Below are 22,201 nucleotides of genomic sequence, written 5' to 3'. Positions count from 1 at the left end.
TTCCCCCAAAGCCTCATATAGCACTAATCCCAAAGAAGAATAATGAGGAAGCGGCGATGGAACGAAAACATAAGCGGGAAATAATCCTCCTTGCAGTGCTCATCCTGCTCCTTCTGGCGTCGCTCAGCTACAACCGGGTTCTCAGGAAAACCCGTCTATATCCGGGTGATGTTAGGGGTTCGATTGTGGTGGACGGGCTGGAGAGGACTTTCATCCTCCACCTCCCAGCGAACTTCTCGGAGGACGAGCACCTGCCCCTTATAATAGCACTCCACGGCGGCGGAGGGACGGGTTTTGACATGGAGCGCCTCACCAGGGGCGGTTTTAACGAGCTCGCCGATAGGGATCGCTTCGTCGTGGTTTATCCCGACGGAATAGAAAGGCACTGGAACGACGGCCGAAACCTCTCACGTTACCGCGCCCAGCGGGAGAACATAGACGATGTGGCCTTTATCTTGGCCCTCATTGACTTCTTTGTGAATGAATACGGCGTGAACAGAAGCAGGGTTTACATCACCGGGATGTCAAACGGCGGGCTGATGGCCTACAGACTCGCCTGTGAGATTCCTGAAAGGCTGGCCGCGGTGGCCGTTGTCGGCGTCTCCATGTCCGAGAACCTGTACGGAAACTGCTCATCCGCAACACCCCTGCCAATTCTAATAATTCTTGGAACTGATGACCCCATAGTTCCGTGGAATGGGGGAAAGCTCCACTTTGGGCCGGTTGAACTTGGAGAGGCTGTTTCCATCGGGGAGACCGTTGAGTACTGGGCGGCCAGAAACGGCTGTACAGTGAGGCATGGGAGGGAATACCTTCCGGACGCCGATCCTGAAGATGGAACGCGGGTCTGGGTCGAGAGGTACTCGAACTGTACCGACGGCGCGGAGGTAGTCCTTTACGGTGTAGAGGGCGGAGGTCACACGTGGCCCGGTGGATACCAGTATCTTCCCAGAATCATCATTGGAAGGACGAGCAGGGACATGGACGCCAGCGAAATCATCTGGGAGTTCTTCAAGGCCCATCGAAGGGACGGCTGAGCTCCCAAAAAGTTATACGGCCTTTTTTCACACCCAATATGTAGGCAGGTATTCATTGAGGAGGTCTCGCCATGTCACCCGTACCGCCACCCATAAGGGGAAGACCCGAGCGAAGGGAACTCACCCCCGAACTTGCAGAGAGGGCAATAGAGACCGTGAGAAACGCCCTTTCCTTCTTCACCGCGGGAATGCCGATTATTCACCGCGCACCAGGAGGGGAGGTTCACGTGGACGTCCCTGTGATGTACCTGAACTTTGCCGTTGACAGGGTTCACTACGACCCCAAAACGGGAATGCCCTCTCCCAAGGGAATGCCAGCGGTTTCTTCGGGCGGGGAGGTCAGCCCGGGCAGAGTGAGGGAGATGACTCAGAAACTCCTGAAGGAGCTTCACGTTCTCGATGCCTGCGAGTTCCGCGGGCCGGAGGACTGCTGGGTTGTCCCGGTGGCCTGGAAAAGCTTTATAATCCTGCATGTCCGCGTCTCGGCTGATGGCAGGGAGCTCATCCCGGACTACGGCCTTACAGAGGAGGTTAGGAGACACGGCGGTTGAAAGACTGAAGGACTTCGCCAGGCGGGAGTGGTTCCTTACGGCGCTACTGCTGCTCTACCTAGTCCTGGTTCTCCACGACCCCGCCCTTCCCGGCAGAACCCCGGGGTTGGTGGACTGGAAGAGCCTGGCCCTGATAACGTCGCTCATACTGGTCTCAAAGGGCCTTGAGCTGTCGGGGGTCTTCACCCGCCTTTCCATACGGCTCATCTCGCTCTCCGGCGGCTCGGAGAGGAAGCTGATGCTTCTCCTTATCCCCATCATAGCTATCTCCTCCGCAGTGATAATGAACGACACCGCGATGCTCGTGTTCATCCCCCTCGTCGTCATCACCGCCCGTCTGGCCGGGATAAACACCGCCCGCGCCGTTACGCTTTCGGCAATAGCGGCGAACGTCGGTTCTGCCCTGACGCCAATCGGCAATCCCCAGAACATCATAATCTGGAACGCCTATGGCATCTCCTTTCTGGGATTTGTCCGGGCGATGCTCCTCCCGGTGGGCATCTGGCTCGCTGTCCTGCTGCTCTTCACACTCACGATACGGGAAGGGCCTGTATCCATTGGGAGGCTGCCTCCCGTGGCGGTTAAAAGGAGGCTTTTCGTTGCTTCACTCGGCCTTCTGGTTTCGGACGTGATTCTCGCCGAGGCCGGCAGGGGGCTGTGGACGCTTCCTCTGACCCTGTTTGTGCTCCTCATAGCTGGAAGGGAAGCCCTGCTCGGCTTTGACTGGGCGCTGGTTCTCACCTTCGCGTTCATTTTCATAGACTTCAGCGAGATTGCCGGCCTGCTTTCAGACCTAACCCTGCCCACGGGCGGATTGGGTCTCTTCCTGGCCTCTGCGGGGCTTAGCCAGCTCATCAGCAACGTTCCCGCGACCGTGGTCTTCCTGACCTCCAGACCCGACTGGCTCCCCCTTGCCCTCGGTGTGAACCTCGGGGGAACGGGGATAATAATCGGCTCACTCGCCAACCTCATAGCCCTCCGCATCTCCGGAATTGGTATGGCAGACTTCCACAGGTTTTCGATTCCGTACTTTCTGCTCGCCCTCGGGGTTTCGATTCTGATAATCCTGCTCTGATTTTTCGACCGGTTTCGAAATGGGAAGGTTTATAAGAACATTTGCACAAATGCTCAAATGTAGAGGTGATGGAGAATGACTGAGGTGTGTAAGGTCTACGAGGAGCATCTGGATAAAATCCTGGAGGCCCAGGCGAAACTCCCCGGGGAGGAGCGTATCCTTGAAATAGCGGACTTCTTCGACGCATTGGGCAACCCAACCAGACTCAAAATACTCCTCGCTCTCATGGAGGCCGGGGAGCTCTGCACATGCGACCTCTCGGCGATAACCAAGCTTTCCGTTTCGGCAATCTCCCACCAGCTACGCATTCTCAAGGACAGGAAGATAGTGGCCTACCGCAAGGACGGCAAGAACGTCTTCTACCGCCTCGACGACGAGCACATCAGGGAGATACTGAGGACGGCCATTGAGCACCTTTCGGAGGTGAAATGATGGCAAAAAAGCTCAAGCTCGAGGGACTCGACTGCGCGAGCTGTGCCTACGAGATAGAGGAGGCCCTCAAAAAGGAGGGCTTTGAGTTCGCACTGGTCAACTTCGCCACCAAGGAGGCGGTTATAGAGGGCGACGTTGAGAAGGCCAAGGAGATAATCAAGAAGGTCGAGCCGGACGTTGAAGTCATAGAAGCGGACGAGCACGGTCACTCGCACCACGGCCACCACCACGAGCACGGTGAAGAGGACCCCAAAAAGGCTCTCTACTTCATAATCCCGTCGCTCATGCTCTTTGGCATCGGGGTGGTACTCCGCTATTACTACGGCATGGACAACGCCTTCGTCTTCGGGGTCTTCGTTGCGAGCTACCTCCTCGTTGGCTGGAAGGTGCTTAGAAGCGCGGTACTCAACTCCCTGCACGGCAACGTCTTCGACGAGAACTTCCTCATCGCGGTGGCCACGCTGGGAGCCTTCGCCATCAGGGAGTATCCAGAGGGAGTGGCGGTCATGCTCTTCTACGTTGTAGGGGAGTTCTTCCAGGACCTAGCTGTGGACAGGTCACGGCGCTCCATAAAGGCACTGCTTGCGCTCAAGGCCGAGCACGCTAACCTGCTCAGGAACGGCGAGGTCGTTAGGGTGAAGCCGGAGGAGCTGAAGGTCGGCGATACAATCCTGGTAAAGCCGGGCGAAAAGGTTCCCGTTGATGGCGTTGTCATAGAGGGTGAATCAACCGTTGATACCTCAGCCCTGACGGGCGAGAGCGTTCCCAGAACGGTGAGGGAAGGGGAGGAAATCCTCTCCGGCATGGTCAACCTCTCCGGAGTTCTCAGGGTGAGGGTCACCAGGGAGCTGGGCGACTCCACAGTCTCAAGGATACTTGAGCTGGTCGAAAACGCGAGCGCCAGAAAGGCTAGGACCGAGAAGTTCATAACCCGCTTTGCCCGCTACTACACTCCGGCGGTGGTCGGAATAGCGGCGCTCATAGCCACGGTCCCGCCGCTGATTACGGGAGACCCGTTTTCAACGTGGGTTTACAGGGCGCTGGTCCTTCTCGTCATCTCGTGCCCCTGCGCCCTCGTGCTCTCGATCCCGCTCGGCTACTTCGGGGGCATTGGGAAAGCCGCCAGGGAGGGGATACTCGTCAAGGGCTCCAACTACCTCGATGCACTCAAGGACGCAAGCATCGTCGCCTTCGACAAAACCGGCACGCTGACAAAGGGCGTTTTCAGGGTCACGAAGGTGGAAACGAGGAACGGATTTAGCGAGGAGGAGATCATCAGGTTCGCGGCCCTTGCCGAGGCTCACTCGAACCACCCGATAGCGAAGGCCATACGCGAGGCATACGGCAAGGAAATCAACGAGGCCGAGACAGTCGAGTACGAAGAGATAGCCGGCCACGGCGTCAGGGCGAGGATTGACGGAATCGAGGTTCTCGTGGGCAACGACAGGCTGTTACACCGCTTCAACATCGAACACGATACGTGCAGGGTTAGAGGCACCGTTGCACACGTCGTCATCGACGGGAAGTACGCTGGGTACATAATAATCTCGGACGAGATAAAAGATGACGCCCCGAAGGCCGTGAAAGAGCTCAAGCGCCTTGGAGTCAAGAAGGTCGTGATGGTCACCGGTGACAGCAGGGAAGTCGCGGAGGAGATAGCGAAGCAGCTTGGCCTCGACGGCTTCTACGCCGAGCTTCTGCCGGAGGACAAGGTGAGGGTTATAGAAGAGCTCGAGAAGGAGAAGGGGGACGGAAAGGTGGTCTTCGTCGGCGACGGCATAAACGACGCTCCCGTGCTGGCCAGAGCGGACGTTGGGGTTGCTATGGGTGCGCTGGGAAGTGATGCTGCCATAGAAACGGCAGACGTTGTCATAATGGACGACAAGCCCTCGAAGCTTCCCCGGGGCATCAGGATAGCCAGAAAGACCCAGCGGATAGTATGGCAGAACATAGTCTTCGCCCTCGGCGTTAAGCTCGCCTTTATCGGCCTCGGAATTCTCGGAGAGGCTACGATGTGGGAGGCTGTCTTTGCCGACGTCGGCGTGGCCTTGATAGCGGTCTTCAACGCGATGAGGATTCTGAGGTGAAGATCACTTTTTTATTTATCTTCCAGCGTTCGGGAGAAATGAAGAGGCAAAATTGGGATTTAGTTGTCTGTCTTCCTTTCGTTCGTGGAACTTGGGCACACGTTTCCAAAGCATGGCGGCATAGAATCCGTGCCGTCATCAATGGTGGTAAAGTACATCGCCAGCTCAACGTTGTCCTTGGTGAGTTCGATGTCCCTTTTTAATACCGTCGCATAATACAGCTGGTTTGGAGGGGCGTTCATGACTCTAATTCCGTACGTCACAACGGACTGGGATGTATTGGAGTAACTGAACGTTATCGAGAGTGCACCGGCGCCTGGAAGTTTGCTCCACAGCCAGCTGGCGGCAGAGCCGCCTAACGGAACAGAGTAGAACTTATGGTTGGAACTACCTCGGAATTCAAAAACTATGTTGTCGTACGTGCCGTAACTGGTAGTTCTGAAGACTTTTACTTTTGATCCTGTATTAACTGTAGGGAATTGTGAACTCAAAAGGTAGTCGGTAAGGATCTTATTCCTGTTCAAGTCACGTTCTGTTACCTCATGAAAGCCGCTCATTATGACCTCAATAGGATACACTCCAGCTATTGGAATACTTGCGTACTGTTTTCTCCATTTGTCATAGACAGGAATGTTATATATCGCAACTACGTACTTCAGCGGAAGGTTGAGGTATCTATCGAGGTAGCCATTCTCAGTCTGTACATCGGGTTCAGGAGCGTAGCTGACTTTCAATGTTGAACCGGAGTATGATGAGCCGAAATCGAAAACGGGAATTCCATCAACGCTGAGGCTCCACACGGCTCTCGTTGAGGTTGTCAGCTGTATTCCCCACGATGTTCCAATTCTTTCAATTTTCTTGCCCCCTTCCGTCCGGACTTTAAGTCCCATAAACGGAACCCACTCAACGAAGGTCCTTGAGTCGGCGTAGTAAGAGTCCTTCAGGTACTCCCAGTTTTCGATGATGCAGTACCTGGCGTTCAGTTCCTCGTATCCCCGCGGACATGAGGAAGTTCCAAGCAGCGAGCGAACCTTGTACCGTATCCTGGCGCTCAGTGGAAGGTCAAGATCCGGCCGCCCCGATAGCCCGGCAACGTCCTCGATCGAAAACATTCCCTCCAGAACCAGCTTCCTGCCAGGGACGATGCTCTTAACGCCAACTTTCCCATCCTTCGTGAAGTACACGATCAGCGGGGTGGGAACGGAATGCAGGTTGTTGGTATTCAATCTTTCCCAGGCCCTGTTTTCGCTCCTGAACGTGAGGATACCGGCGATGCGGCCCTGCTTTAGAAGCTTAACGTCCCCGTCGGTGGAGGGCTGAAAGATGAAGGCCTTCGCGCTTCCCTGAACTGGAACCTGCTCCACGCTCAGGAACTCTGAAGCGGCCGTCCCAATGGTGGTCATTATCACTATTACAATTAGTGATATGGCCATAATTCTCATTCGCATGGCATCACCTTACTGAACATTGTCATCAAGTGTAGGATTGGCATGCCCATAAATGTTACTACTATAAAAGGAGTCAAAGATCGCCGTCTTTAGTCAGAAACACTCGGTCGTAATGTCTTGAACAATAACGGTCATCCACGTCTCTACTCTATTTTCTCCAGTGGTTTTGTCATCCTGTAGAACCTGTACCTCCTCCCTCCGAGCTCGATGGAGTGCTCTCTCTCAACGGAGTAGCCGAGCCGTTTGTATATCCTTATCGCGTTCTCGTTGTCCTTTTCAACGTCCAGTGCGACTCTCCTCGCCCCGCTTTGTTCGGCGAGTTCTTCGGCCTTCAGCATGAGGGCCTTTCCGATGCCCTTTCCGCGGAATTCCGGGTAAACGGCGACGTTGCTGATGTAATAGTCCCCTTCCTCAAGCTTCCCTGAACCGGAAGCGGCGCTTATGAAAGCTGGAAGCTGCCTTAGAAAGTCGAAGCCGAGGGTTTTCAGCATCAGCCAGCCGGTTCTCTTTTCCTCCCTTTCCTTGACCTTCCAGTCGTAGCCCAGGAGCATTCCTGCTATGCGGTTCTCATAGACCGCAAAAATCACGTGCTCGTGGCTGAAGAGGTTTTCTTTTTCGAGGAAGAGCGTTTTGAACATCTCAGAGAACCTTGGCCCGAGCAGGGCCGGAAAGTACTCGGGAGCCGAAATCTCCATGAGCCCCGCGAAGTGCTCGGCTTCGGTTTTCTTTCCTTCGCCGGCCTTGAGAACCATCTCCGTCATGGTTACTTTTATGAGGGAGGTTATATAATGCTTTTTCGGGAGCGGTGCGCTTATGACGGCCAAAGTGAAGGTACTCAGAAGGCTCCTCTCCACGCTTTCCCTGGGCTACATCCTCTTCTTCTACATCCGAGATGATGTTTTGGGCCAGGTGGAGGCCGGAGGATACTCCATCCGGGTTCGTGATGACGTGGCTCGTCTACTCAGTTCTGGCCTTCTTCGTGCTCCTCATGGCGAACTACTTTAGAGCAGGGACGTTTACTCAGTTTTCCTCGTGGGGGCGGTCTTTGGCTGGCTCGTTGAGGGCGTCGTTGTTCAGACCGTTTACACGGATTTTCCCTTCCAGCTCATCTGGACGCCGCTGGCGTGGCACGCCTTGATATCTGTACTGATTGGCCTTTACTTTGCGGGAGAGGCTCTGAGCGATTGGAGTGTCAAGAAAGTCTCGATGCTTTTTGTTTTCATTGGCGCTTTCTGGGGATTCTGGGCTTCCTACTGGAAGCTTGAGGACGGCTACGCGGTGAGCCCTGGAGATTTTGCGATCTATGCGTTTCTCTCGACTCTCCTTTTGGTGGCTGCATACGCAGTCCTCCATGCCTCGTCCCCCTGGAAGCTTTGAACCCGGGAGGTTGGAAATCGGGGCTTTACCGCCGTTCTGCTGTTTTTTGGAGTCTTTACAGTTCTGGCCGTTCCGTTTTCACTCCTCGTTCTCCCGCCCCTCATAGGGGTTGCCCTCTATGCCCTGCGGAGGCTCAGGGGGGAGAACTTTTTCTCCAGCTATGGGGGAATAAAGAGGAGCGGATATTTCATACCCCTGCTGATGCCGGCCGCTGCCCTTCCGGTATACTCCGCTCTGAGGAACCTGTGGTTTGAGGCCAACGTTCCTGTGGCACTGGCCACCTCTGGAATCGCCATCGTTCTTCTTTTGAAGGCACTTTATAATGCATTGAGATAGGTACCCTTCAATATTGGAAATTTTTGGGGCTTTTAATTACCATTTTGCTCATAATAACCCTATTAACGCTTCAAATTAAAAAGACATTGACAAAAGAAAAAGGTGATTTGACATGAACGGTGAAACCGGAGAGATGGAAAAGATGAAGGGCGGCATGAAGGTGATGCACGGCAAAATGGCCGGGATGAAAGGTAAGGGAAAGAAAGGAGGAGGCTGCAAGGGCCACGGCAAGGGGATGGGCAAAGGCCACCACGGCATGCACGGGATGAAGGAAATGGAGGAGTCCCATAAGGAGTATGCCTACGTCCGGGAGGTTAAGACCGGCTTTGACGAGACGGTGGCAAAGGTCAAGGAAGAGCTGAAGAAGGAGGGCTTCGGAGTCCTCAGCGAGGTCAGGGTTGACACGCTCTTCAAGGAAAAGCTCGATCTTGAGATGGAGCCGTACGTAATACTGGGCGCCTGCAACCCGAAGTTCTCAAGCCAGCTCATAGGCATCGACATCAACAGCGGTTCGTTCCTTCCGTGCAACATAGTGGTCTACGTAAAGGATGGAAAGACCTATGTGGGGCTTTTGCTTCCAACGAAGGCCATGAGCATAACCGGAAACGACGAGCTGCTAAAGGTCGCCGGTGAAGTTGAGGGCATTTTGAAGGACGTCATCGAGAGGACTTGATCTCTCTTCTTCCAAATTTTACAAAATGGAAAATTTGGACATGTTCATCTTTTCTCCAAATTGCCGAAAACATTATATACTCCAAAACCCCAGCATAGCGTAAGTGAGTAGAGATTAGGGGTGAACCGTCATGCCGCATCTGTTCATAGTGGGTTATGAAAACGACGCCGAGCGAAAGCGCGTTGAATACCTGCTGGATAAGTGGTCAAACCGTGCCAGAATTTCCAAGGTTAGGGGGATATCCTTCATAATAGAGGCCAGCGACGTTGAGAGTTTTGCGGAGGAGCTTCTCTCAAAGCTCGATCCCCCAACGGAGGGAAAGGTAAGGGTGTACCGGGTGGAGCCGGAGGACATAGGCTCGAAGGTTGCCCCCAACAGGAGGGAGCTTGAGTATCTGGCCGGGGAAGAGCCCATAGTCGTTCAGAAGCTGCTGAAATATGTCCTCTCAAAATTTGGAGCTTACTACGTCTCCTCTGAGGGGAACGTTTCGAGGTACCGGGCGTACACCAAAAAGGGCAGGATGGAGATAGAGGCCTCCGTTGAGGAGACCGGAGAGGGAACGAGGGTTGTCATCGGCATTGAAGGCTACGGCACCGCGGTTGACGACTTGGCCAGAAAGCTGGAGAAGGAGCTCTCCCTTCTGCTGTGAGGTGATAGCATGGTGGTGTTCAACGAGGGAAACTCGGAATGTGTGAAGAACCTGCTCCGGCCGGCGGAGAGGATTCTGAGGCAGGGCAGGGACGTGACCGTTGAGGACTTCGAGACCCGGAGGAACCTGTGGGAGAGGATTCTCGACTCGTACTCGCGCTATCTCGAAGGCGAATGCGGGGACTTTCTGAGGGACCTCGACACGGCATTCAGGTCAAAGTTCGAGGCATCTCTGGCGATACTGGCGTGGAGCTTCCGGAAGAAGGGCGAGGACTTCCCACCTGCAGAAAAGCGCTTCTCAGAACGTGAGATAGGCGTGATAGATGAGATACTGAAGTACAACGTCTTTGAGATCACGACGAGGGAGGACGTACTTGAAAAGCTCTACCGCAGGGAGCCGGAGATGGTTCAGCTCCTCAAAACTTACTACCTCGGTATGGACAGGTGGATAGAGGAGCAGCTCGAAGACCCGGAGATAAAGCTTCCTCTCAGATACTATCTGAAGAGAACGTGGAAGGGCTACCGCGAGAAGGTAGATGCGGCGATAAACGAGGCGAGCAAATACGGCTGGTTCAGAACGCTCATGGAAGAGTGGGAGCGGGAAAAGGCGGAGGAAGTTGAAGCTGTCAGGGAGAGCTACGAGGCAAAGGTTCGCGGGCTGAAAAAGAGAATAGCCGAAATGGTGGCGTTCTTCGAGGGAGAGCGCGAGAGGCTTGAGGCGGAACTCCGGTCATCGAGCCTTGAGGAGATTGAGAGGCTCCGCAGGGAAAGGGAGGAGCTCGTGGAGAGGTTCGAGAGGGAAAAGGCCGAGCTTGAGAAGAGGCTACTTGAGCTCAGGGACGAGGAGCTGAGGAGAAAGCTGGAGGAGGAGCTGACCCGCGCCAGGGAGGAGGCTCTGCGCGAGGCGAGGCTCCTTGAGGAGAAGCTCAGGAGGAGAGAGCTTGAGCTGAAATCCAGGGAGATGGAGCTCAGGAAAAGGGAGCTTGAGCTGTCGGAGAAGGAGAGCCTGCTGAAGGGCAGGATAGAGGAAATCCTCGCGATGTCGGGCAAGGTTGAGAAGGGCTCCCGCCTGGTTCTCAGGGACGAGGCAAGGATAGGGGAGCTGAACTTCGTGGGCAGGATGAAGAGCAAATTCGCAAGGGAAGTGCGGCTCCTTGGCAAAACCTACTCCGTTGAGAGCCTAGAGGAGAGGAAGGGTGAGGACACATCAAGATTTGCTGGAAAGCTTGACGAGAAGTCCCTCAAGAACCTGCCGGAAAACAGGTACGTTGAGATAACCCTGAAGGAGAAGAAGCTTCTCGGAAGGAAGGAGCGGATACTCGTTAGGGGAATTTACCTGACGAGGGTTGAAAGGCTGGCGGAGCTCGGCCTCGACACGGATCCCCTGAGTCTGGCGGAGATCAACGTGCACCTCATCGATGCGAGGGACTCGAAGGACAACACTAGGACGGTTCTCGTTATAGCCTCTCCCCTCGGCTTCGAGGAGAGGGTGAGAAAATACGTCTCATCGGAGGACTTCCACAGGAACTTCTACTCGGAGAACGTCTCGCTGATACTCCTCGATACAGAGAGCGGCGAGATAATTCACAACCCCAACGACCGCTACGCCAAGGCACTCGCTCCGCTGGTGCGCCTTGAGCTTGATGAGGAGATGTACGCGAAGGTCAGGGACTGCGTGAGGAAAAAGCTTGAGGGCAGGGACTATCTGCCTCTCAGCGAGTGCCTCGACTGCGGTGATGAGGAATACGTGAGGCGGGCGTTCTATGAAATCGGCCGCGACGGCAATCTGGTGAAATACATAGATGGATTCGGACTCGTGTTGATACGGAAGTGAGGTGGTTGAGATGGGAATACTTGACAGGTTTAGGAAGAACCCAATCGAAAAGCTCTCCCTCAGGGAGCTTCAGGAGGAAGAGATACGCCTCAGGAACAGGCTTGAGAGGACGAAGAAGGAGATAGAGCGCATAGAGAAGAAAAAGAAGCAGCTCTTCCAGGAGGGCATCGGGGCGGACGTGCTCAAGAAGAAGATGCTCGCCCAGGAGATCAAAAGCCTCGACATGGAGCAGAAGCTCAGGCTGAGGGACTTCACGACGGCACAGAAGCAGTACACCTTCGTCAAGAACCTGATAGTCGTCAAGAAGTATGAGAAGGAGCTAAGGAAGATAGGCCTGTGGGACAAGCTCTCCAAAGTCGAGCCGGAGCAGCTGGAAAGCGTGCTCGTGAAGGTGACCCTCGACGGAAGGGAGTTCGACGAGATGGTTGAGAGCCTGAACAGGGTCTTCGAGATGGACATAGCCGAGTTTGAGGGAACGGAAGACCAGACCGAGAGGGAGCTCATGGAGGCCTGGGCCAGAGTCGAGACCGGCGAAGCGGACATTGAACAGGTCGCCAGCGAGATAGCCTCGCCCAAACTTGAAAAAGAGACGGAGGAGGAGCTGTGATGGGGTTCCTTTCCAGATTTTTCGGGAGGAAGAACCCCCTGGACATACCGATTGACCAGCTCAGGGAGAACCAGGTAAAACTCGACATGCAGATACGGAAGATAGAGGACGAGATAGCCGAGATTGACGCCCAGATAGCGGCGCTGTTCCAGAGGGCAAAGGAAGCGAGGAGCAAAAGCGAGGAGCTCACCATAGCGACCAAGATTAAAACCCTGAACAGGAAGAAGCAGAGCCTCCAGAACACCCACGCCCAACTCAACAAGCAACTCATGCTCGTGGCCAATCTCCTGATAATCAAGGAGAACGAGGCCATACTGAAAGGAACCCCCACCTGGGAACTTCTCAGGAAAATGTCCCCGGAGGAGCTTGAGAAACACCTCGTCAGCATGCAGCTCGACGCCCGGAACCTCAACGAAAACCTCAACACCATGCTCGGCTATACCGACCAGGCCCTCGGGGCTGGAATTGAGTTTGAGGAGGATGAAGAGCTGCAGGAGATTATGAGGACGATACAGGCCGTTAAGGAGGGCGAGCTTGAGCCGAGGGCTGCAGCCGAGAAAGTGACGAAGGAGCGGAAGGAGGAGGCGGAGCTTGAGTGACTTTCATTTTGTCCAAATTCTCTCTCAAAAACTTGTCATATCTCCAAATTCCGCTCGGAGGATATTCCAAATTGGAATCAAAAAGGATTAAGGAGAGCCCGGGACTGTGGAAATTAGCGCGGATGGAGGGATAGCCGTGCACATGTGGCACTGGTTTGACGATGACATCGCGGAGAGCCTTGTGAAGCTCTTCATCGTGGTCGTGCTCATCTCCTTCATCTTTGGAGGTGGAGCGGGATTCATAATATTCATAGTGGTCGTTATGTGGTTTGGACGCCTGATAAAACATCTGCTTAAGGACGTTTCAAAGTCCAGCAAGAGGAGGTACAAATACCGCTACCCTGGACCTGCCCCTCCTGTTCCCCCCGTTCCAAGGGAGGACATGAAAGAGCTCCTCCGGAAGTCCCTGGTGGTTGAGATTCCGCACAGCCTCTACGCTGGAGAGGACGTTCCGGTCAAGGTGGGCTTCAGGAATCTCCTCAGGGGAACGATAAACGTTGAGGTTGACCTGGGAGACCTGGCAAGGTACTTCGAGCTCAGTTCAACGAGGGTCTACTTCAGGAACGTGAGGCCGGGCGAATACGTCTCTCAGACGCTGAGGGCCGTTCCCAGAAATCCCGGGAAGGTAAGCGCCAGGATAACCGTCCGCTCCGGTGCGGTGAGTGCAAAGGTGAAGGTCAGAGCCGAGGTTCTTGAAAGACCAAGGGAGCGGAAAAAACCCGTTCAGGTTCCGGTTGAGGGTTCCGCTCCCGCTTCCCCCAAGTCGCTGCTGGAGGAGCTGTTCGCAAGGTATAGGAAGGTTGAACCCATCGGTGAGGGCGGCTTTGCGCGGGTCTACCGGGCGGAGAAGCACGATGGAAGTGTGGTTGCCCTCAAAGTTCCGCTCAGTCTGACTGAAGAGGGAGGTAAGGCGTTCCTCAGAGAGGTCAGGAACTGGTCGCTCCTCAACCATCCCAACATAGTTGAACTCTATGACTACAACATCTTCCCGGTTCCGTACCTTGAGATGGAATACTGCGAGACGAGCCTTGGAAAGCTTCGAAAGCCCGTGAGCCCTGAAAAGGCCGCCAGAATAATCTTCGACGTTGCCGAGGGGCTGAAGTACGCCCATTCCAAGGGCGTAATCCATCGCGACCTCAAACCGAGCAACATACTCCTGAGGAACAGCCGGGCGAAGGTGAGCGACTGGGGGCTGAGCAAGCTCCTCAAGGAGAGCAGGACAACCCACACGGTCAGCTTCACCCCTCTCTACGCCGCCCCCGAGCAGATAAGCTCCCGCTTTGGAGGAACCGATGAAAGAACCGACGTCTGGCAGATAGGGGCGGTTCTATATGAGCTCCTCACAGGAAGGCCGCCCTTCGAGGGAGAGGACTTTGTGGAGGTTGCCTCGAAGATAACCTTTGAGGAGCCGGTCCCACCAAGCCGGCTCAATCCAGAGGCCAAGCCCCTCGAGCCCATCGTAATGAAGTGTCTGGCGAAGAACAAGGAGGAGCGCTACCAGAGCGTTGCGGAGCTCCAGAAGGATATAGCCGAGTTCCTTGGGATGAACTACCGCGAGAACCTCAGCAAGAGCGTCTCGCTCAACGACCTGTCCCGGAGCGCGTACTACGCCGGCGAGCTGTTTCTCCTGTACCTGAAGCTCAACGACCTGGTTAACGCGCTCAAGTATGCCGACGACCTCTTCCATTATGCCAGGGGAGAGGTGAGGGACGAGTTATTGGGTTTGAGGGAGCAGCTCAGGCTCCGCCTTGAAAACGGCCTTGACGTTCCGGAGGAGCTGGTCGAGAAGGCCGAGATAATAGTTCACAAGATACAGCTTGGATTTGGGGAGGTGTGAGAATGCCGGTTGACCTGTCGGGTCCCCTGCTGAGCGAGTTTGAGCGGACAAAGAAGCAGTTCGAAAAAGCAGTTTCCGCGGAGGATATGGAAACGGCGAGGAGGAGCGCCCTGAGATGTGCCTCACTCCTGAGGGAGCTTGCCCGTCACGTTCCCTACAACGGGGAGCTGTACCTCAGGAAGGCGAGAAAGTGGGAGGAGGTGGCCGGGCAGATAGAGCGGGGCGAATACGGCAGAAAGGCGGTGGTGAGCGCTGAAGGCAGGAAAGCCCGGCCTGAGGAAGATGAAGATGACCAGTTCAGGGAGTACGTGCTCGGCCTCATGGCAAAATCAACCATCACCTGGGACGATATCGGCGGTCTCAGCAACGTTAAGATGCTCGTGATGGAGACCGTGGTTATATCTGCCCTGAGAAAGCCCGCCGCTGTTCAGCCGTGGAAGGGAATCCTGCTCTTCGGGCCTCCGGGAACCGGAAAGACCCTGTTAGCTTCAGCTGCGGCTGGGAGCCTAAACGCGGCCTTCTTCAACGTCAAGGCTTCGAGCGTGCTGAGCAAGTACTTTGGAGAGTCAAGCAAGATTATCTCGGCCCTTTATGAGGTTGCGAGAGAAAAGGCACCAAGCATAGTTTTCCTTGATGAGATAGACGCGCTCACCACGAGGCGCTCCAACGATACGAGCGAAGCTACCCGGAGGATGCTCTCAACGCTTCTCACCGAGCTTGAGGGCTTTCACGAAGGGGAGAGTGATAAGCTCGTTCTCACGCTGGCGGCGACCAACACTCCCTGGGATCTGGACGAAGCCATCCTTTCGCGCTTCCCCAAGAGGATTTACGTCCCCCTTCCCGATAAAGAGGCGACCAAGTCCATCATAAGAATCCACACCAAAGGCCTGGACATATCAAGGCTCGACCTCGACGCGATAGCGGAGGAGAGCGTGAGGCGACTGTACTCTGGCAGGGACATCAGGAACCTCTGCCAGGAGGCCGTGTGGAACATGATACGCGAGGAAAACAGGGATCTCCACAAGCTGGCCAGCCTTCCGCTTGAGGAGCTGAGGAAGCGCTCCCTCAGAACCAGGCCGCTTGGGATGAGGGACTTCGAGGAGGCTTTCAGGAAGATAAAGAGCCCTCTGACAAAGAAAGACATCGAGCGCTACGAAAAATGGGCGGAGGAGTTCGGCGGATGAGCGGGGGAGGCATCTCCTGTGGTGTTGAAGGCAGGGTCTGGGGAATTTCCCATCCGGGGGGCAGGGAAAAAAACGAGGATGCATTCCTCGTCCTGCCCCTCGGGGACGGTTACCTTCTCGCGGTTGCCGATGGGCTGGGCGGGCACAGTGCAGGCGAGCTTGCGGCGCGAACCGCGGTTGAAACCTTAAGCGAGGTCTTTGAGGAGAACTACCGCCAAGAACTGGGCGAGACGGACGTTGAAAGGCTTCTCCTGATGGCCTACGAGACTGCCCACCGCAGAATACTGGATGCCTCAAAAGCCCCTGGAAGAATGGGGACTACCCTTGTGAGTACCTTTGTAAGGAACGGAAAAGCTTTGATAGCGAACACCGGCGACAGCAGGGCTTACCTGGTGCGGGACGGAAAGATCATTGCAAGGACGAGGGATCATTCGGTGGTTCAGGGGCTTCTTGAGAGGGGAGTCATCGGCGAGGAGGAAGTTAAAAGGCACCCCATGAGGCACGTTGTTACAAAGGCCCTCGGCGTTGACCCTGAGGTCGACACCTACGTGTGGGAAATGAGAACGGGGGACGTTCTGATTCTCAGCTCAGACGGGCTTCATGATTACCTGGATGACGGGACTATAGAAAAGCTCACCCTGGAATCCAGCCCCAAAGCGACCGTGGAGGCGCTGATTGGGGAAGCTTTGAAGGTTACCGAGGACAACGTAACCGTTGTTGTGTTTAGGGAGGTGTGACGATCATGGTTAAGCTGTGGAAGTCGAAGGAGGAGAAGGAGATAGAGCGGAAGATACGCATGAGGAAGGCGAAGATGGCGCTGAAGCACTACATTACCAATCTCGAAAACTTGAAGCGTAAAATCTTCCTTCAGGGGAAGGAAGCGGCGAAGCTCGGCGATGAAGCGCTCCTCAAGAGGAGTGCCATGAAGTACCTCTCCCTTGAGGAGAGGATAAAGCAGGCGAAGCGCCTGCTCCTTCTCATGGAGGAGGCCGAGATTCAGAGGGAGCTCGTCAAGGTTTCCGCGGACTTCATCCAGTTCAGCAAGGACGTTGTCAGGAGCATTGCGGAAGGTCCCGGAGCGGAGGACGTGGCGAAGATGCAGGTCGAGTTCGAGAAGGCGATGGGCAAGGTTGAGAACCTGGAGGAAGCTCTGAACACCATGATAGACCTGACCAGCGAGAGCATCCTAACGGGCGAGTTCGACATTGAAACCGTAGAGATGGCCGAAGGGCTGATGGCCTCATCGGCGGAGAGGGAGCTCGAACCTGGAAAGAGGCTCCGCGAAATCGAGGACATGATGAAGGAATGATTCCGAATCCCTTTTTCTTTTAGTCATGGTTCGATCTTCGCGGCCTTTCAATTTTGAATAAAAAATGGTTAAATACTTGCCCCGAAGAGATGCTGTATATGGTGTTGAATATGAAAGAAAATGATGAGGTGCACGGGGAGCACGTGCAGGATAAGATGAAAGAGATCTCTGGGATGAATGGAGCAGGACATGGGGAACACATTCATGGAGATAGACATAAAGAACACAGAGTTGCTGGAGATGATGGCCGCGTTCATAAAGAACACAGCGAACATGAGAAACATGGGGGGCATTCTCATGCAAAGCACCATGAGATGATGATGCAGGACTTTAAGAGACGTTTTATAGTCTCCGCAATACTGACGGTTCCGATTCTGATTCTGTCCCCGCTGATACAGAACTTCTTCGGCTTTGAGCTGACTTTTCCGGGCGACCACTACGTCCTGTTTGCGCTCTCGGCGGTGGTGTACTTCTACGGCGGCTGGCCCTTCCTCAAGGGCATGGCTGACGAGCTGAGGAAGAGACTCCCGGGAATGATGACGCTCATAGCTCTGGCAATCACGGTTGCCTTCTTCTACAGCGCCGCCGTCACCTTCGGCATCTCTGGGAAAACCTTCTACTGGGAACTCGCGACGCTTATCGACATCATGCTTATAGGGCACTACATAGAGATGCGCTCCGTCCTTGGAGCATCGCGGGCCCTTGAGGAACTCATAAAGCTCATGCCCACCGATGCCCACCTGGTAACGCCTGATGGGATAAAGGACGTCCCTGTGAGCGGGCTGAAAAAGGGCGACATAGTTTTAGTCAAGCCCGGCGAAAAGGTGCCCTCCGATGGCGTCATAGTCGAGGGTGAAACGAGCGTCAACGAGGCGATGCTCACCGGCGAATCGAAGCCCGTTTACAAGAAGCCCGGCGAGGCCGTCATCGGCGGTTCGATAAACCTTGAGGGAGCAATAAAGGTCAGGATAGAGAAGACTGGAAAGGACACCTACCTCATGCAGGTCGTTGAGCTCGTCAGACAGGCGCAGGAAACGCGTTCAAGAACGCAGGATCTGGCGAACAGGGCGGCCTTCTACCTCACGCTCATAGCCATAACGGCCGGAACGGTAACGCTCGGGGCGTGGCTCTACCTCGGCAAGCCCTTCGTCTTTGCCCTTGAGAGAATGGTAACCGTCATGGTCATAACGTGTCCCCACGCTCTTGGCCTGGCAGTCCCGCTGGTAGTTTCGGTCTCGACATCAATTTCGGCCAAGAAGGGCATACTCATCAGGAACAGGGAAGCCTTTGAGAGAGCCAAAGACGTGCAGGTCGTTGTCTTCGACAAGACGGGAACGCTGACCGAGGGTAAGTTTGAGGTTACTGAGGTAATCCCGCTGGACGAACTGAGCGAGGAGGAGATTCTGAAGTACGCCGCCGCCCTCGAAGCTCACTCCAGCCACCCGATAGCCCGGGGAATAGTGGAAAAGGCCAAAGAGCTCGGGCTTGAAGTCTATGATGTAAGCGAATCCAAGGTCCTGCCCGGTAAGGGCGTTCAGGGCGTTATAAACGGTAAGGAAATTCTCGTCGTAAGCCCCGGCTTCCTGAAGGAGAACGGGCTGTGGAGAGAGGACGAGCGCGTTAAGGAGGTCTTAGAGCAGGGCAAGACGGTGGTGTTCCTGGTCATCGATGGAAAGCTCGTGGGTGCTCTGGCTTTGGCAGATAAGATAAGGCCGGAATCGAGGGAAGCCGTGGAAAAACTCCACGAGATGGGGATAAAGGCCTACATGCTCACCGGAGACAACGCCAAAGTTGCCAAATGGGTTGCCGAAGAGCTCGGTCTGGATGGCTTCTTCGCCGAAGTTCTGCCCCATCAGAAGTCTGAAAAGATACAGGAACTCCAGAAACAGGGGTTCGTCGTTGCAATGGTTGGCGACGGCATAAACGACGCTCCGGCTTTGATTCAGGCCGATGTTGGGATAGCCATCGGAGCTGGAACGGACGTGGCAATAGAGAGCGCAGACATAATCCTCGTCAAGAACGACCCTGGAGACGTCATAACTGCTGTACACCTTGCTAGAGCCACCTACAGAAAGATGGTGCAGAACCTAGCCTGGGCGACTGGCTATAACACCTTCACGATTCCCCTGGCGGCGGGCGTTCTCTACGGCTACGGAATCCTGCTCAGCCCCGCCCTCGGTGCCCTGCTCATGAGCCTGAGCACGGTGATAGTTGCCATCAACGCGAGGTTTTTGAAGGCCTGAGTGCTCCCTGCTCTTGCATTTTATTCGTTTTTCCTGTGGAGCATCGAGTAGAGCTCTTCCAATGTGGGTTCGTTTCGTTTTATCTCTTCAACGGTTATGCCCTTGCTCACGAGGAGCGTGTTGATATCCCACGGCTCGACATTTTCCAGCAGGATGTACTCTTTAATGATTTTTGGAGAGTATCCCTTTTCCTTAAGCACGTTGGTGGCCATCTTGATGTTCTTCACCTTCAGGGAAATTGAAGTTCCAGTGGGGAAACTGCGCTTGAACTCCTCCAGACTTCCGGAGAACAGTATTCTGCCCTCTTTGATAACCGTAATCTTCTCACATAGCTCATCAACGTCGCTCAGTATGTGGGTGGAGAATAGGACCGCGGCGTTCCTCTCTTTCACATATCCTTCCAAAAATCGCTTGAATTTCAGGCGCCATTCCGGGTCGAGGCCTCTGGTGGGCTCGTCGAGGATGAGGACTTCAGGGTTTCCAAGGAACGCTCTGGCCATTGCAACCCTTCGTTGGGTTCCGCTTGAGAGGGCCGAGACCTTCTTTTTGGCGTACTCCTCAATCTCGAAGAACTCCAGAAGTTCTCGCAGTTCCTTCTCGTCGTAAACCCCCTTCAGCAAAGCGTGGCGCTTGAGGTTGTCCCACACCGACAGGTTCGGATACAGGAGGTCGTACTCCGGAAGATAGCCAATCCCTGCCCTCACTTCTGGGTTTTTGAGCGGGTTAAGACCAAGAACTTCCACTCTCCCGGAGTCCGGGACGAAAAGGCCGAGGGTGATGCGGAAAGTGGTGGTTTTACCCGCCCCATTGTGGCCGAGATATGCGTGAATTTCACCGGGCCTTACGGTGATGGTTATCCCCCGAAGAACCTCCTTTCCATTTATGCCCTTCCTAACATTCTCAAGCTCTATCATGATGGTCACCTCGTGTCTGATGATTACACCATGATTACAGCTTCCGAAAAGTTTTCTCCATAGTATCTGACCACGGCAAAGTAGGTTGTCAGCACAAGAAACACAACTGGAAGTGCAACGAGTAGCACACTTGAGATGTAAATGCCAGCTTCAAGGTATCCCGCAAGATACAGAGGTGCGAGGTAGGATATCATAAACACGGGAACTTTTAATGAATCGAGATGTTTTTGATCAATGAGAACTGCCAGCAGTGTGAACAGCAGGCTGAATGCGAAAAGCAGAGGCGTAGATGCCAGTAGGGTTATGAACACAGAGGATGCGGGGATTGTTATTCCGATGAGTGCTAGGATGATATTCCCAATCACAAGCCCGCCGCCGATGAGGATAAACCCGTACAAGGCGGCACTTGTAGCCTTTAATATGAGAAGTCTCTGAGGAGATAGAGAAACGGATAGCAGTATCTCCAACATGCCCAATGTCTTGGCCCAGGATACGGGTGAGGTCACGATGATGCCGACGGAAATGGAGAATGCTACGGCCAGCATTCCAAGGATCAATCCACTCTCAAGTCCTGGATTAAGCAGAAGGATTACAGTATAAATTATAATCACGTTTGCTAAGGCATTCAATCCGAGGAGTCCCAGTTCCTTTATGGTATACTTAGTCTCTTCCAGCAATGTTGATATAAGCGGTCCATAGCTCATTTTCTCACCTTCAACCATCTTTGAAGTAAGTTGATTGTGGAATATATCTACCCACATAGTTACCATGCCAAATGGTCACGAGAGATATTTATATTTTTCGTCACCTCAGATGAGCACCATTTCCTCCCCAAGCCGCATGCCAAGAGATTTTATCATTAAAAAGGAGAGGGCGATGGCTCCTGTGGAGAGAAGCAGGGAAATAGCGAATGCCATCGGTATTGAGAGTCCCGCTCCCAGATACTTGGGGATGTAGAGGGGTGCAAAGAACGCCACAAAGGCAATGACTCCCTTTGCGACGTCGAGACGTGTCGAGTGGAACAGGAATGTTATCAGGATTACCAGAAAGGTGAAGCTGAAGAGGAGAGGGGCCGAGATTAAAACTCCACTGAATATATTTGCCGGAGAAAGGGGATTGCCAAGGTGTTCGGCGAGTGCCCACCCTGCAGCACTTCCCAAGGTTATCCCCGTAATTCCTATGATAAAACCTCCGAGAGTTCTAACGAAGACGAGCTGAACCGGATCAAGCGGAAGAGTGAGGAGCATCTCATGGATGCCGAGGAGCCTCTCCCTGGAAACTGTGCCACTGAAGAAGAGAGAAACCAGTATGGGGAGGGAAATGCTCAGGCTTCCAACGACTTCATCACCTGATAGGGGATTCAGGCTCGCCATCCAGTAAAGAACGGCCGCCATAAAGGGTATCAAAAGAATGTTTATCCCAATGTGCATTGCGGTATACCTGAGCTCTTCGAGGATTTGAGCCGGTGTCACTGCGCGGTTCATTGCGGACATTATTTCCTCACCTCTATGACCCTTTCAGTTACAGTACCATCCAGCAGGGCATCCATAACCTCCTGGATGTTGTTAATGGCCAGATAGAATCTCTTTCCTCCCATGTCCTTTATCAGTATGCCCGAGTCGGATATTGCATACGAGACGACCTCGCCATAGCCACCGGTGTAATACCCCAACCTGTATCCGCGGAACCCAAGTCCATCTATCCTCTGGTTGAGCACCTCCCGGTGCGCTTTGGGGACGAAGCTGGCGACATCAATACGCTCGGTTTTCCTCTTTGTCTGTATAATCAGCTCTGTCCTGCCCTGTTTGTGCCTCACCGTGACTCTCAGCGGTACATACTCGTCCAAATAGCGTTTTATCATTACGGTCACAAATGCCACTATCCCTAGAATAGGTGTTAGCACTATTAAAAGGGACACCAGCGAGCCCATTGCCATTGTTACTCACCCGTTACTTCTACCACTTACTATTCTTGAGGGGTATTAAATCATTTTGTGAACGACTACAACAC

Annotated in this window: 25 protein-coding genes; 18 read left to right on the top strand and 7 right to left on the bottom strand. The window is 54.2% G+C overall.

The window, feature by feature from the left end; genetic code table 11:
* Nucleotides 1-56 precede the first annotated feature (56 nt).
* The 5 genes from E3E42_RS03330 to E3E42_RS03310 all read left to right on the top strand — a co-directional run bounded on the left by E3E42_RS03330 (nucleotide 57) and on the right by E3E42_RS03310 (nucleotide 5,182).
* Nucleotides 57-1,037: a PHB depolymerase family esterase gene (locus E3E42_RS03330; RefSeq protein WP_167902706.1), complete on the top strand. Its 981-nt coding sequence runs from the start codon at nucleotides 57-59 to the stop codon at nucleotides 1,035-1,037.
* Between the two features lie 71 nt (nucleotides 1,038-1,108).
* The gene (locus E3E42_RS03325) at nucleotides 1,109-1,588 is read left to right on the top strand and encodes a hypothetical protein (protein ID WP_167902705.1); all 480 of its coding nucleotides are present in this window, start codon (nucleotides 1,109-1,111) and stop codon (nucleotides 1,586-1,588) included.
* Nucleotides 1,527-2,663, top strand: coding sequence for an SLC13 family permease (locus E3E42_RS03320; RefSeq protein WP_240913618.1), 1,137 nt, complete (start codon nucleotides 1,527-1,529; stop codon nucleotides 2,661-2,663). The genes E3E42_RS03325 and E3E42_RS03320 overlap by 62 nt, the downstream gene beginning before the upstream one ends.
* A 75-nt stretch (nucleotides 2,664-2,738) precedes the next feature.
* The gene (locus tag E3E42_RS03315) at nucleotides 2,739-3,095 is read left to right on the top strand and encodes a helix-turn-helix transcriptional regulator (protein ID WP_167902704.1); all 357 of its coding nucleotides are present in this window, start codon (nucleotides 2,739-2,741) and stop codon (nucleotides 3,093-3,095) included.
* Nucleotides 3,095-5,182 carry a heavy metal translocating P-type ATPase gene (locus E3E42_RS03310; RefSeq protein ID WP_167902703.1) on the top strand — a complete coding sequence of 696 codons (2,088 nt, stop codon included), beginning with the start codon at nucleotides 3,095-3,097 and terminating at the stop codon, nucleotides 5,180-5,182. The genes E3E42_RS03315 and E3E42_RS03310 overlap by 1 nt, the downstream gene beginning before the upstream one ends.
* Before the next feature lie 59 nt (nucleotides 5,183-5,241).
* Here E3E42_RS03310 and E3E42_RS03305 read toward each other — a convergent pair whose 3' ends face one another.
* Together E3E42_RS03305 and E3E42_RS03300 are read right to left on the bottom strand one after the other, a co-directional pair.
* Nucleotides 5,242-6,630, bottom strand: coding sequence for a hypothetical protein (locus tag E3E42_RS03305; protein WP_240913617.1), 1,389 nt, complete (start codon nucleotides 6,628-6,630; stop codon nucleotides 5,242-5,244).
* Between the two features lie 143 nt (nucleotides 6,631-6,773).
* A complete protein-coding gene (locus E3E42_RS03300; RefSeq protein ID WP_167902702.1) occupies nucleotides 6,774-7,391 on the bottom strand; it encodes an N-acetyltransferase in 618 nt (205 codons plus the stop codon).
* A gap of 52 nt (nucleotides 7,392-7,443) precedes the next feature.
* Between E3E42_RS03300 and E3E42_RS11975 the strand changes: the two genes are divergently transcribed.
* Together E3E42_RS11975 and E3E42_RS11970 are read left to right on the top strand one after the other, a co-directional pair.
* Nucleotides 7,444-7,635: a hypothetical protein gene (locus tag E3E42_RS11975; RefSeq protein ID WP_240913616.1), complete on the top strand. Its 192-nt coding sequence runs from the start codon at nucleotides 7,444-7,446 to the stop codon at nucleotides 7,633-7,635.
* Between the two features lie 27 nt (nucleotides 7,636-7,662).
* Entirely contained in the window at nucleotides 7,663-8,007 is a 345-nt protein-coding gene (locus E3E42_RS11970) for a hypothetical protein (protein ID WP_240913615.1), read from the top strand.
* Nucleotides 8,008-8,165: 158 nt separating this feature from the next.
* Here E3E42_RS11970 and E3E42_RS11965 read toward each other — a convergent pair whose 3' ends face one another.
* Nucleotides 8,166-8,303: a hypothetical protein gene (locus E3E42_RS11965; protein WP_240913614.1), complete on the bottom strand. Its 138-nt coding sequence runs from the start codon at nucleotides 8,301-8,303 to the stop codon at nucleotides 8,166-8,168.
* A gap of 152 nt (nucleotides 8,304-8,455) precedes the next feature.
* Here E3E42_RS11965 and E3E42_RS03290 point away from each other — a divergent pair, with 152 nt between their 5' ends.
* From E3E42_RS03290 to E3E42_RS03245, 11 genes are all read left to right on the top strand, one after another.
* On the top strand, nucleotides 8,456-9,016 hold the full coding sequence (locus E3E42_RS03290; RefSeq protein ID WP_240913613.1) for a DUF302 domain-containing protein: 561 nt from the start codon (nucleotides 8,456-8,458) through the stop codon (nucleotides 9,014-9,016).
* A 130-nt stretch (nucleotides 9,017-9,146) separates the two neighbouring features.
* Nucleotides 9,147-9,665, top strand: a complete 519-nt coding sequence (locus E3E42_RS03285) for a hypothetical protein (RefSeq protein ID WP_167902701.1) — start codon at nucleotides 9,147-9,149, stop codon at nucleotides 9,663-9,665.
* A gap of 9 nt (nucleotides 9,666-9,674) precedes the next feature.
* A complete protein-coding gene (locus tag E3E42_RS03280) occupies nucleotides 9,675-11,498 on the top strand; it encodes a hypothetical protein (RefSeq protein ID WP_167902700.1) in 1,824 nt (607 codons plus the stop codon).
* 10 nt (nucleotides 11,499-11,508) lie between these two features.
* Entirely contained in the window at nucleotides 11,509-12,105 is a 597-nt protein-coding gene (locus tag E3E42_RS03275) for a chromosome assembly protein (protein ID WP_167902699.1), read from the top strand.
* Nucleotides 12,105-12,704, top strand: coding sequence for a hypothetical protein (locus tag E3E42_RS03270; protein ID WP_167902698.1), 600 nt, complete (start codon nucleotides 12,105-12,107; stop codon nucleotides 12,702-12,704). The genes E3E42_RS03275 and E3E42_RS03270 overlap by 1 nt, the downstream gene beginning before the upstream one ends.
* Nucleotides 12,705-12,810: 106 nt before the next feature.
* Nucleotides 12,811-14,541 (top strand): protein kinase, encoded by a 1,731-nt coding sequence (locus E3E42_RS03265; RefSeq protein ID WP_370519584.1) that lies wholly within the window; start codon nucleotides 12,811-12,813, stop codon nucleotides 14,539-14,541.
* Between the two features lie 2 nt (nucleotides 14,542-14,543).
* Nucleotides 14,544-15,725: a 26S protease regulatory subunit gene (locus E3E42_RS03260; RefSeq protein ID WP_167902697.1), complete on the top strand. Its 1,182-nt coding sequence runs from the start codon at nucleotides 14,544-14,546 to the stop codon at nucleotides 15,723-15,725.
* Nucleotides 15,722-16,462, top strand: a complete 741-nt coding sequence (locus tag E3E42_RS03255) for a PP2C family serine/threonine-protein phosphatase (RefSeq protein ID WP_167902696.1) — start codon at nucleotides 15,722-15,724, stop codon at nucleotides 16,460-16,462. The genes E3E42_RS03260 and E3E42_RS03255 overlap by 4 nt, the downstream gene beginning before the upstream one ends.
* A 5-nt stretch (nucleotides 16,463-16,467) precedes the next feature.
* Nucleotides 16,468-17,034: a hypothetical protein gene (locus E3E42_RS03250; protein ID WP_167902695.1), complete on the top strand. Its 567-nt coding sequence runs from the start codon at nucleotides 16,468-16,470 to the stop codon at nucleotides 17,032-17,034.
* Between the two features lie 177 nt (nucleotides 17,035-17,211).
* Nucleotides 17,212-17,352, top strand: coding sequence for a hypothetical protein (locus tag E3E42_RS11845; RefSeq protein WP_206205982.1), 141 nt, complete (start codon nucleotides 17,212-17,214; stop codon nucleotides 17,350-17,352).
* 2 nt (nucleotides 17,353-17,354) lie between these two features.
* A complete protein-coding gene (locus E3E42_RS03245) occupies nucleotides 17,355-19,277 on the top strand; it encodes a heavy metal translocating P-type ATPase (RefSeq protein WP_206206019.1) in 1,923 nt (640 codons plus the stop codon).
* A 20-nt stretch (nucleotides 19,278-19,297) separates the two neighbouring features.
* Here the strand turns inward: E3E42_RS03245 and E3E42_RS03240 are convergent, their stop codons facing one another.
* From E3E42_RS03240 to E3E42_RS03225, 4 genes are all read right to left on the bottom strand, one after another.
* The gene (locus E3E42_RS03240; RefSeq protein ID WP_240913611.1) at nucleotides 19,298-20,191 is read right to left on the bottom strand and encodes an ABC transporter ATP-binding protein; all 894 of its coding nucleotides are present in this window, start codon (nucleotides 20,189-20,191) and stop codon (nucleotides 19,298-19,300) included.
* A gap of 23 nt (nucleotides 20,192-20,214) precedes the next feature.
* A complete protein-coding gene (locus tag E3E42_RS03235; protein WP_167902693.1) occupies nucleotides 20,215-20,895 on the bottom strand; it encodes a hypothetical protein in 681 nt (226 codons plus the stop codon).
* Between the two features lie 105 nt (nucleotides 20,896-21,000).
* Nucleotides 21,001-21,684 carry a hypothetical protein gene (locus tag E3E42_RS03230; RefSeq protein ID WP_167902692.1) on the bottom strand — a complete coding sequence of 228 codons (684 nt, stop codon included), beginning with the start codon at nucleotides 21,682-21,684 and terminating at the stop codon, nucleotides 21,001-21,003.
* A complete protein-coding gene (locus E3E42_RS03225) occupies nucleotides 21,684-22,127 on the bottom strand; it encodes a hypothetical protein (protein ID WP_167902691.1) in 444 nt (147 codons plus the stop codon). Before E3E42_RS03225 ends, E3E42_RS03230 begins: the two co-directional genes overlap by 1 nt.
* Between the last annotated feature and the right edge of the window lie 74 nt (nucleotides 22,128-22,201).

This window comes from Thermococcus sp. JdF3, assembly GCF_012027495.1.
In the GTDB taxonomy this organism is placed as follows: Archaea; Methanobacteriota_B; Thermococci; order Thermococcales; family Thermococcaceae; genus Thermococcus.
Note: the sequence above shows the minus strand (reverse complement) of the source record. Positions and strands in the feature narration are given on the sequence as shown.

Excerpts from the sequence above, each read along its gene's own strand:
- E3E42_RS03235 (WP_167902693.1), bottom strand. The coding sequence starts at position 20,895 with ATGAGCTATGGACCGCTTATATCAACATTGCTGGAAGAGACTAAGTAT.
- E3E42_RS03290 (WP_240913613.1), top strand. The coding sequence starts at position 8,456 with ATGAACGGTGAAACCGGAGAGATGGAAAAGATGAAGGGCGGCATGAAG.
- E3E42_RS11845 (WP_206205982.1), top strand. The coding sequence starts at position 17,212 with ATGGAGCAGGACATGGGGAACACATTCATGGAGATAGACATAAAGAAC.
- E3E42_RS11975 (WP_240913616.1), top strand. The coding sequence starts at position 7,444 with ATGACGGCCAAAGTGAAGGTACTCAGAAGGCTCCTCTCCACGCTTTCC.
- E3E42_RS03230 (WP_167902692.1), bottom strand. The coding sequence starts at position 21,684 with ATGTCCGCAATGAACCGCGCAGTGACACCGGCTCAAATCCTCGAAGAG.
- E3E42_RS03305 (WP_240913617.1), bottom strand. The coding sequence starts at position 6,630 with ATGCGAATGAGAATTATGGCCATATCACTAATTGTAATAGTGATAATG.
- E3E42_RS03255 (WP_167902696.1), top strand. The coding sequence starts at position 15,722 with ATGAGCGGGGGAGGCATCTCCTGTGGTGTTGAAGGCAGGGTCTGGGGA.
- E3E42_RS03270 (WP_167902698.1), top strand. The coding sequence starts at position 12,105 with ATGGGGTTCCTTTCCAGATTTTTCGGGAGGAAGAACCCCCTGGACATA.
- E3E42_RS03330 (WP_167902706.1), top strand. The coding sequence starts at position 57 with ATGGAACGAAAACATAAGCGGGAAATAATCCTCCTTGCAGTGCTCATC.
- E3E42_RS03325 (WP_167902705.1), top strand. The coding sequence starts at position 1,109 with ATGTCACCCGTACCGCCACCCATAAGGGGAAGACCCGAGCGAAGGGAA.
- E3E42_RS03275 (WP_167902699.1), top strand. The coding sequence starts at position 11,509 with ATGGGAATACTTGACAGGTTTAGGAAGAACCCAATCGAAAAGCTCTCC.
- E3E42_RS03285 (WP_167902701.1), top strand. The coding sequence starts at position 9,147 with ATGCCGCATCTGTTCATAGTGGGTTATGAAAACGACGCCGAGCGAAAG.
- E3E42_RS03310 (WP_167902703.1), top strand. The coding sequence starts at position 3,095 with ATGGCAAAAAAGCTCAAGCTCGAGGGACTCGACTGCGCGAGCTGTGCC.
- E3E42_RS03315 (WP_167902704.1), top strand. The coding sequence starts at position 2,739 with ATGACTGAGGTGTGTAAGGTCTACGAGGAGCATCTGGATAAAATCCTG.
- E3E42_RS03250 (WP_167902695.1), top strand. The coding sequence starts at position 16,468 with ATGGTTAAGCTGTGGAAGTCGAAGGAGGAGAAGGAGATAGAGCGGAAG.
- E3E42_RS03320 (WP_240913618.1), top strand. The coding sequence starts at position 1,527 with ATGGCAGGGAGCTCATCCCGGACTACGGCCTTACAGAGGAGGTTAGGA.
- E3E42_RS03260 (WP_167902697.1), top strand. The coding sequence starts at position 14,544 with ATGCCGGTTGACCTGTCGGGTCCCCTGCTGAGCGAGTTTGAGCGGACA.
- E3E42_RS03245 (WP_206206019.1), top strand. The coding sequence starts at position 17,355 with ATGCAGGACTTTAAGAGACGTTTTATAGTCTCCGCAATACTGACGGTT.
- E3E42_RS03300 (WP_167902702.1), bottom strand. The coding sequence starts at position 7,391 with ATGACGGAGATGGTTCTCAAGGCCGGCGAAGGAAAGAAAACCGAAGCC.
- E3E42_RS11965 (WP_240913614.1), bottom strand. The coding sequence starts at position 8,303 with ATGGCGATTCCAGAGGTGGCCAGTGCCACAGGAACGTTGGCCTCAAAC.
- E3E42_RS03280 (WP_167902700.1), top strand. The coding sequence starts at position 9,675 with ATGGTGGTGTTCAACGAGGGAAACTCGGAATGTGTGAAGAACCTGCTC.
- E3E42_RS03225 (WP_167902691.1), bottom strand. The coding sequence starts at position 22,127 with ATGGCAATGGGCTCGCTGGTGTCCCTTTTAATAGTGCTAACACCTATT.
- E3E42_RS03240 (WP_240913611.1), bottom strand. The coding sequence starts at position 20,191 with ATGATAGAGCTTGAGAATGTTAGGAAGGGCATAAATGGAAAGGAGGTT.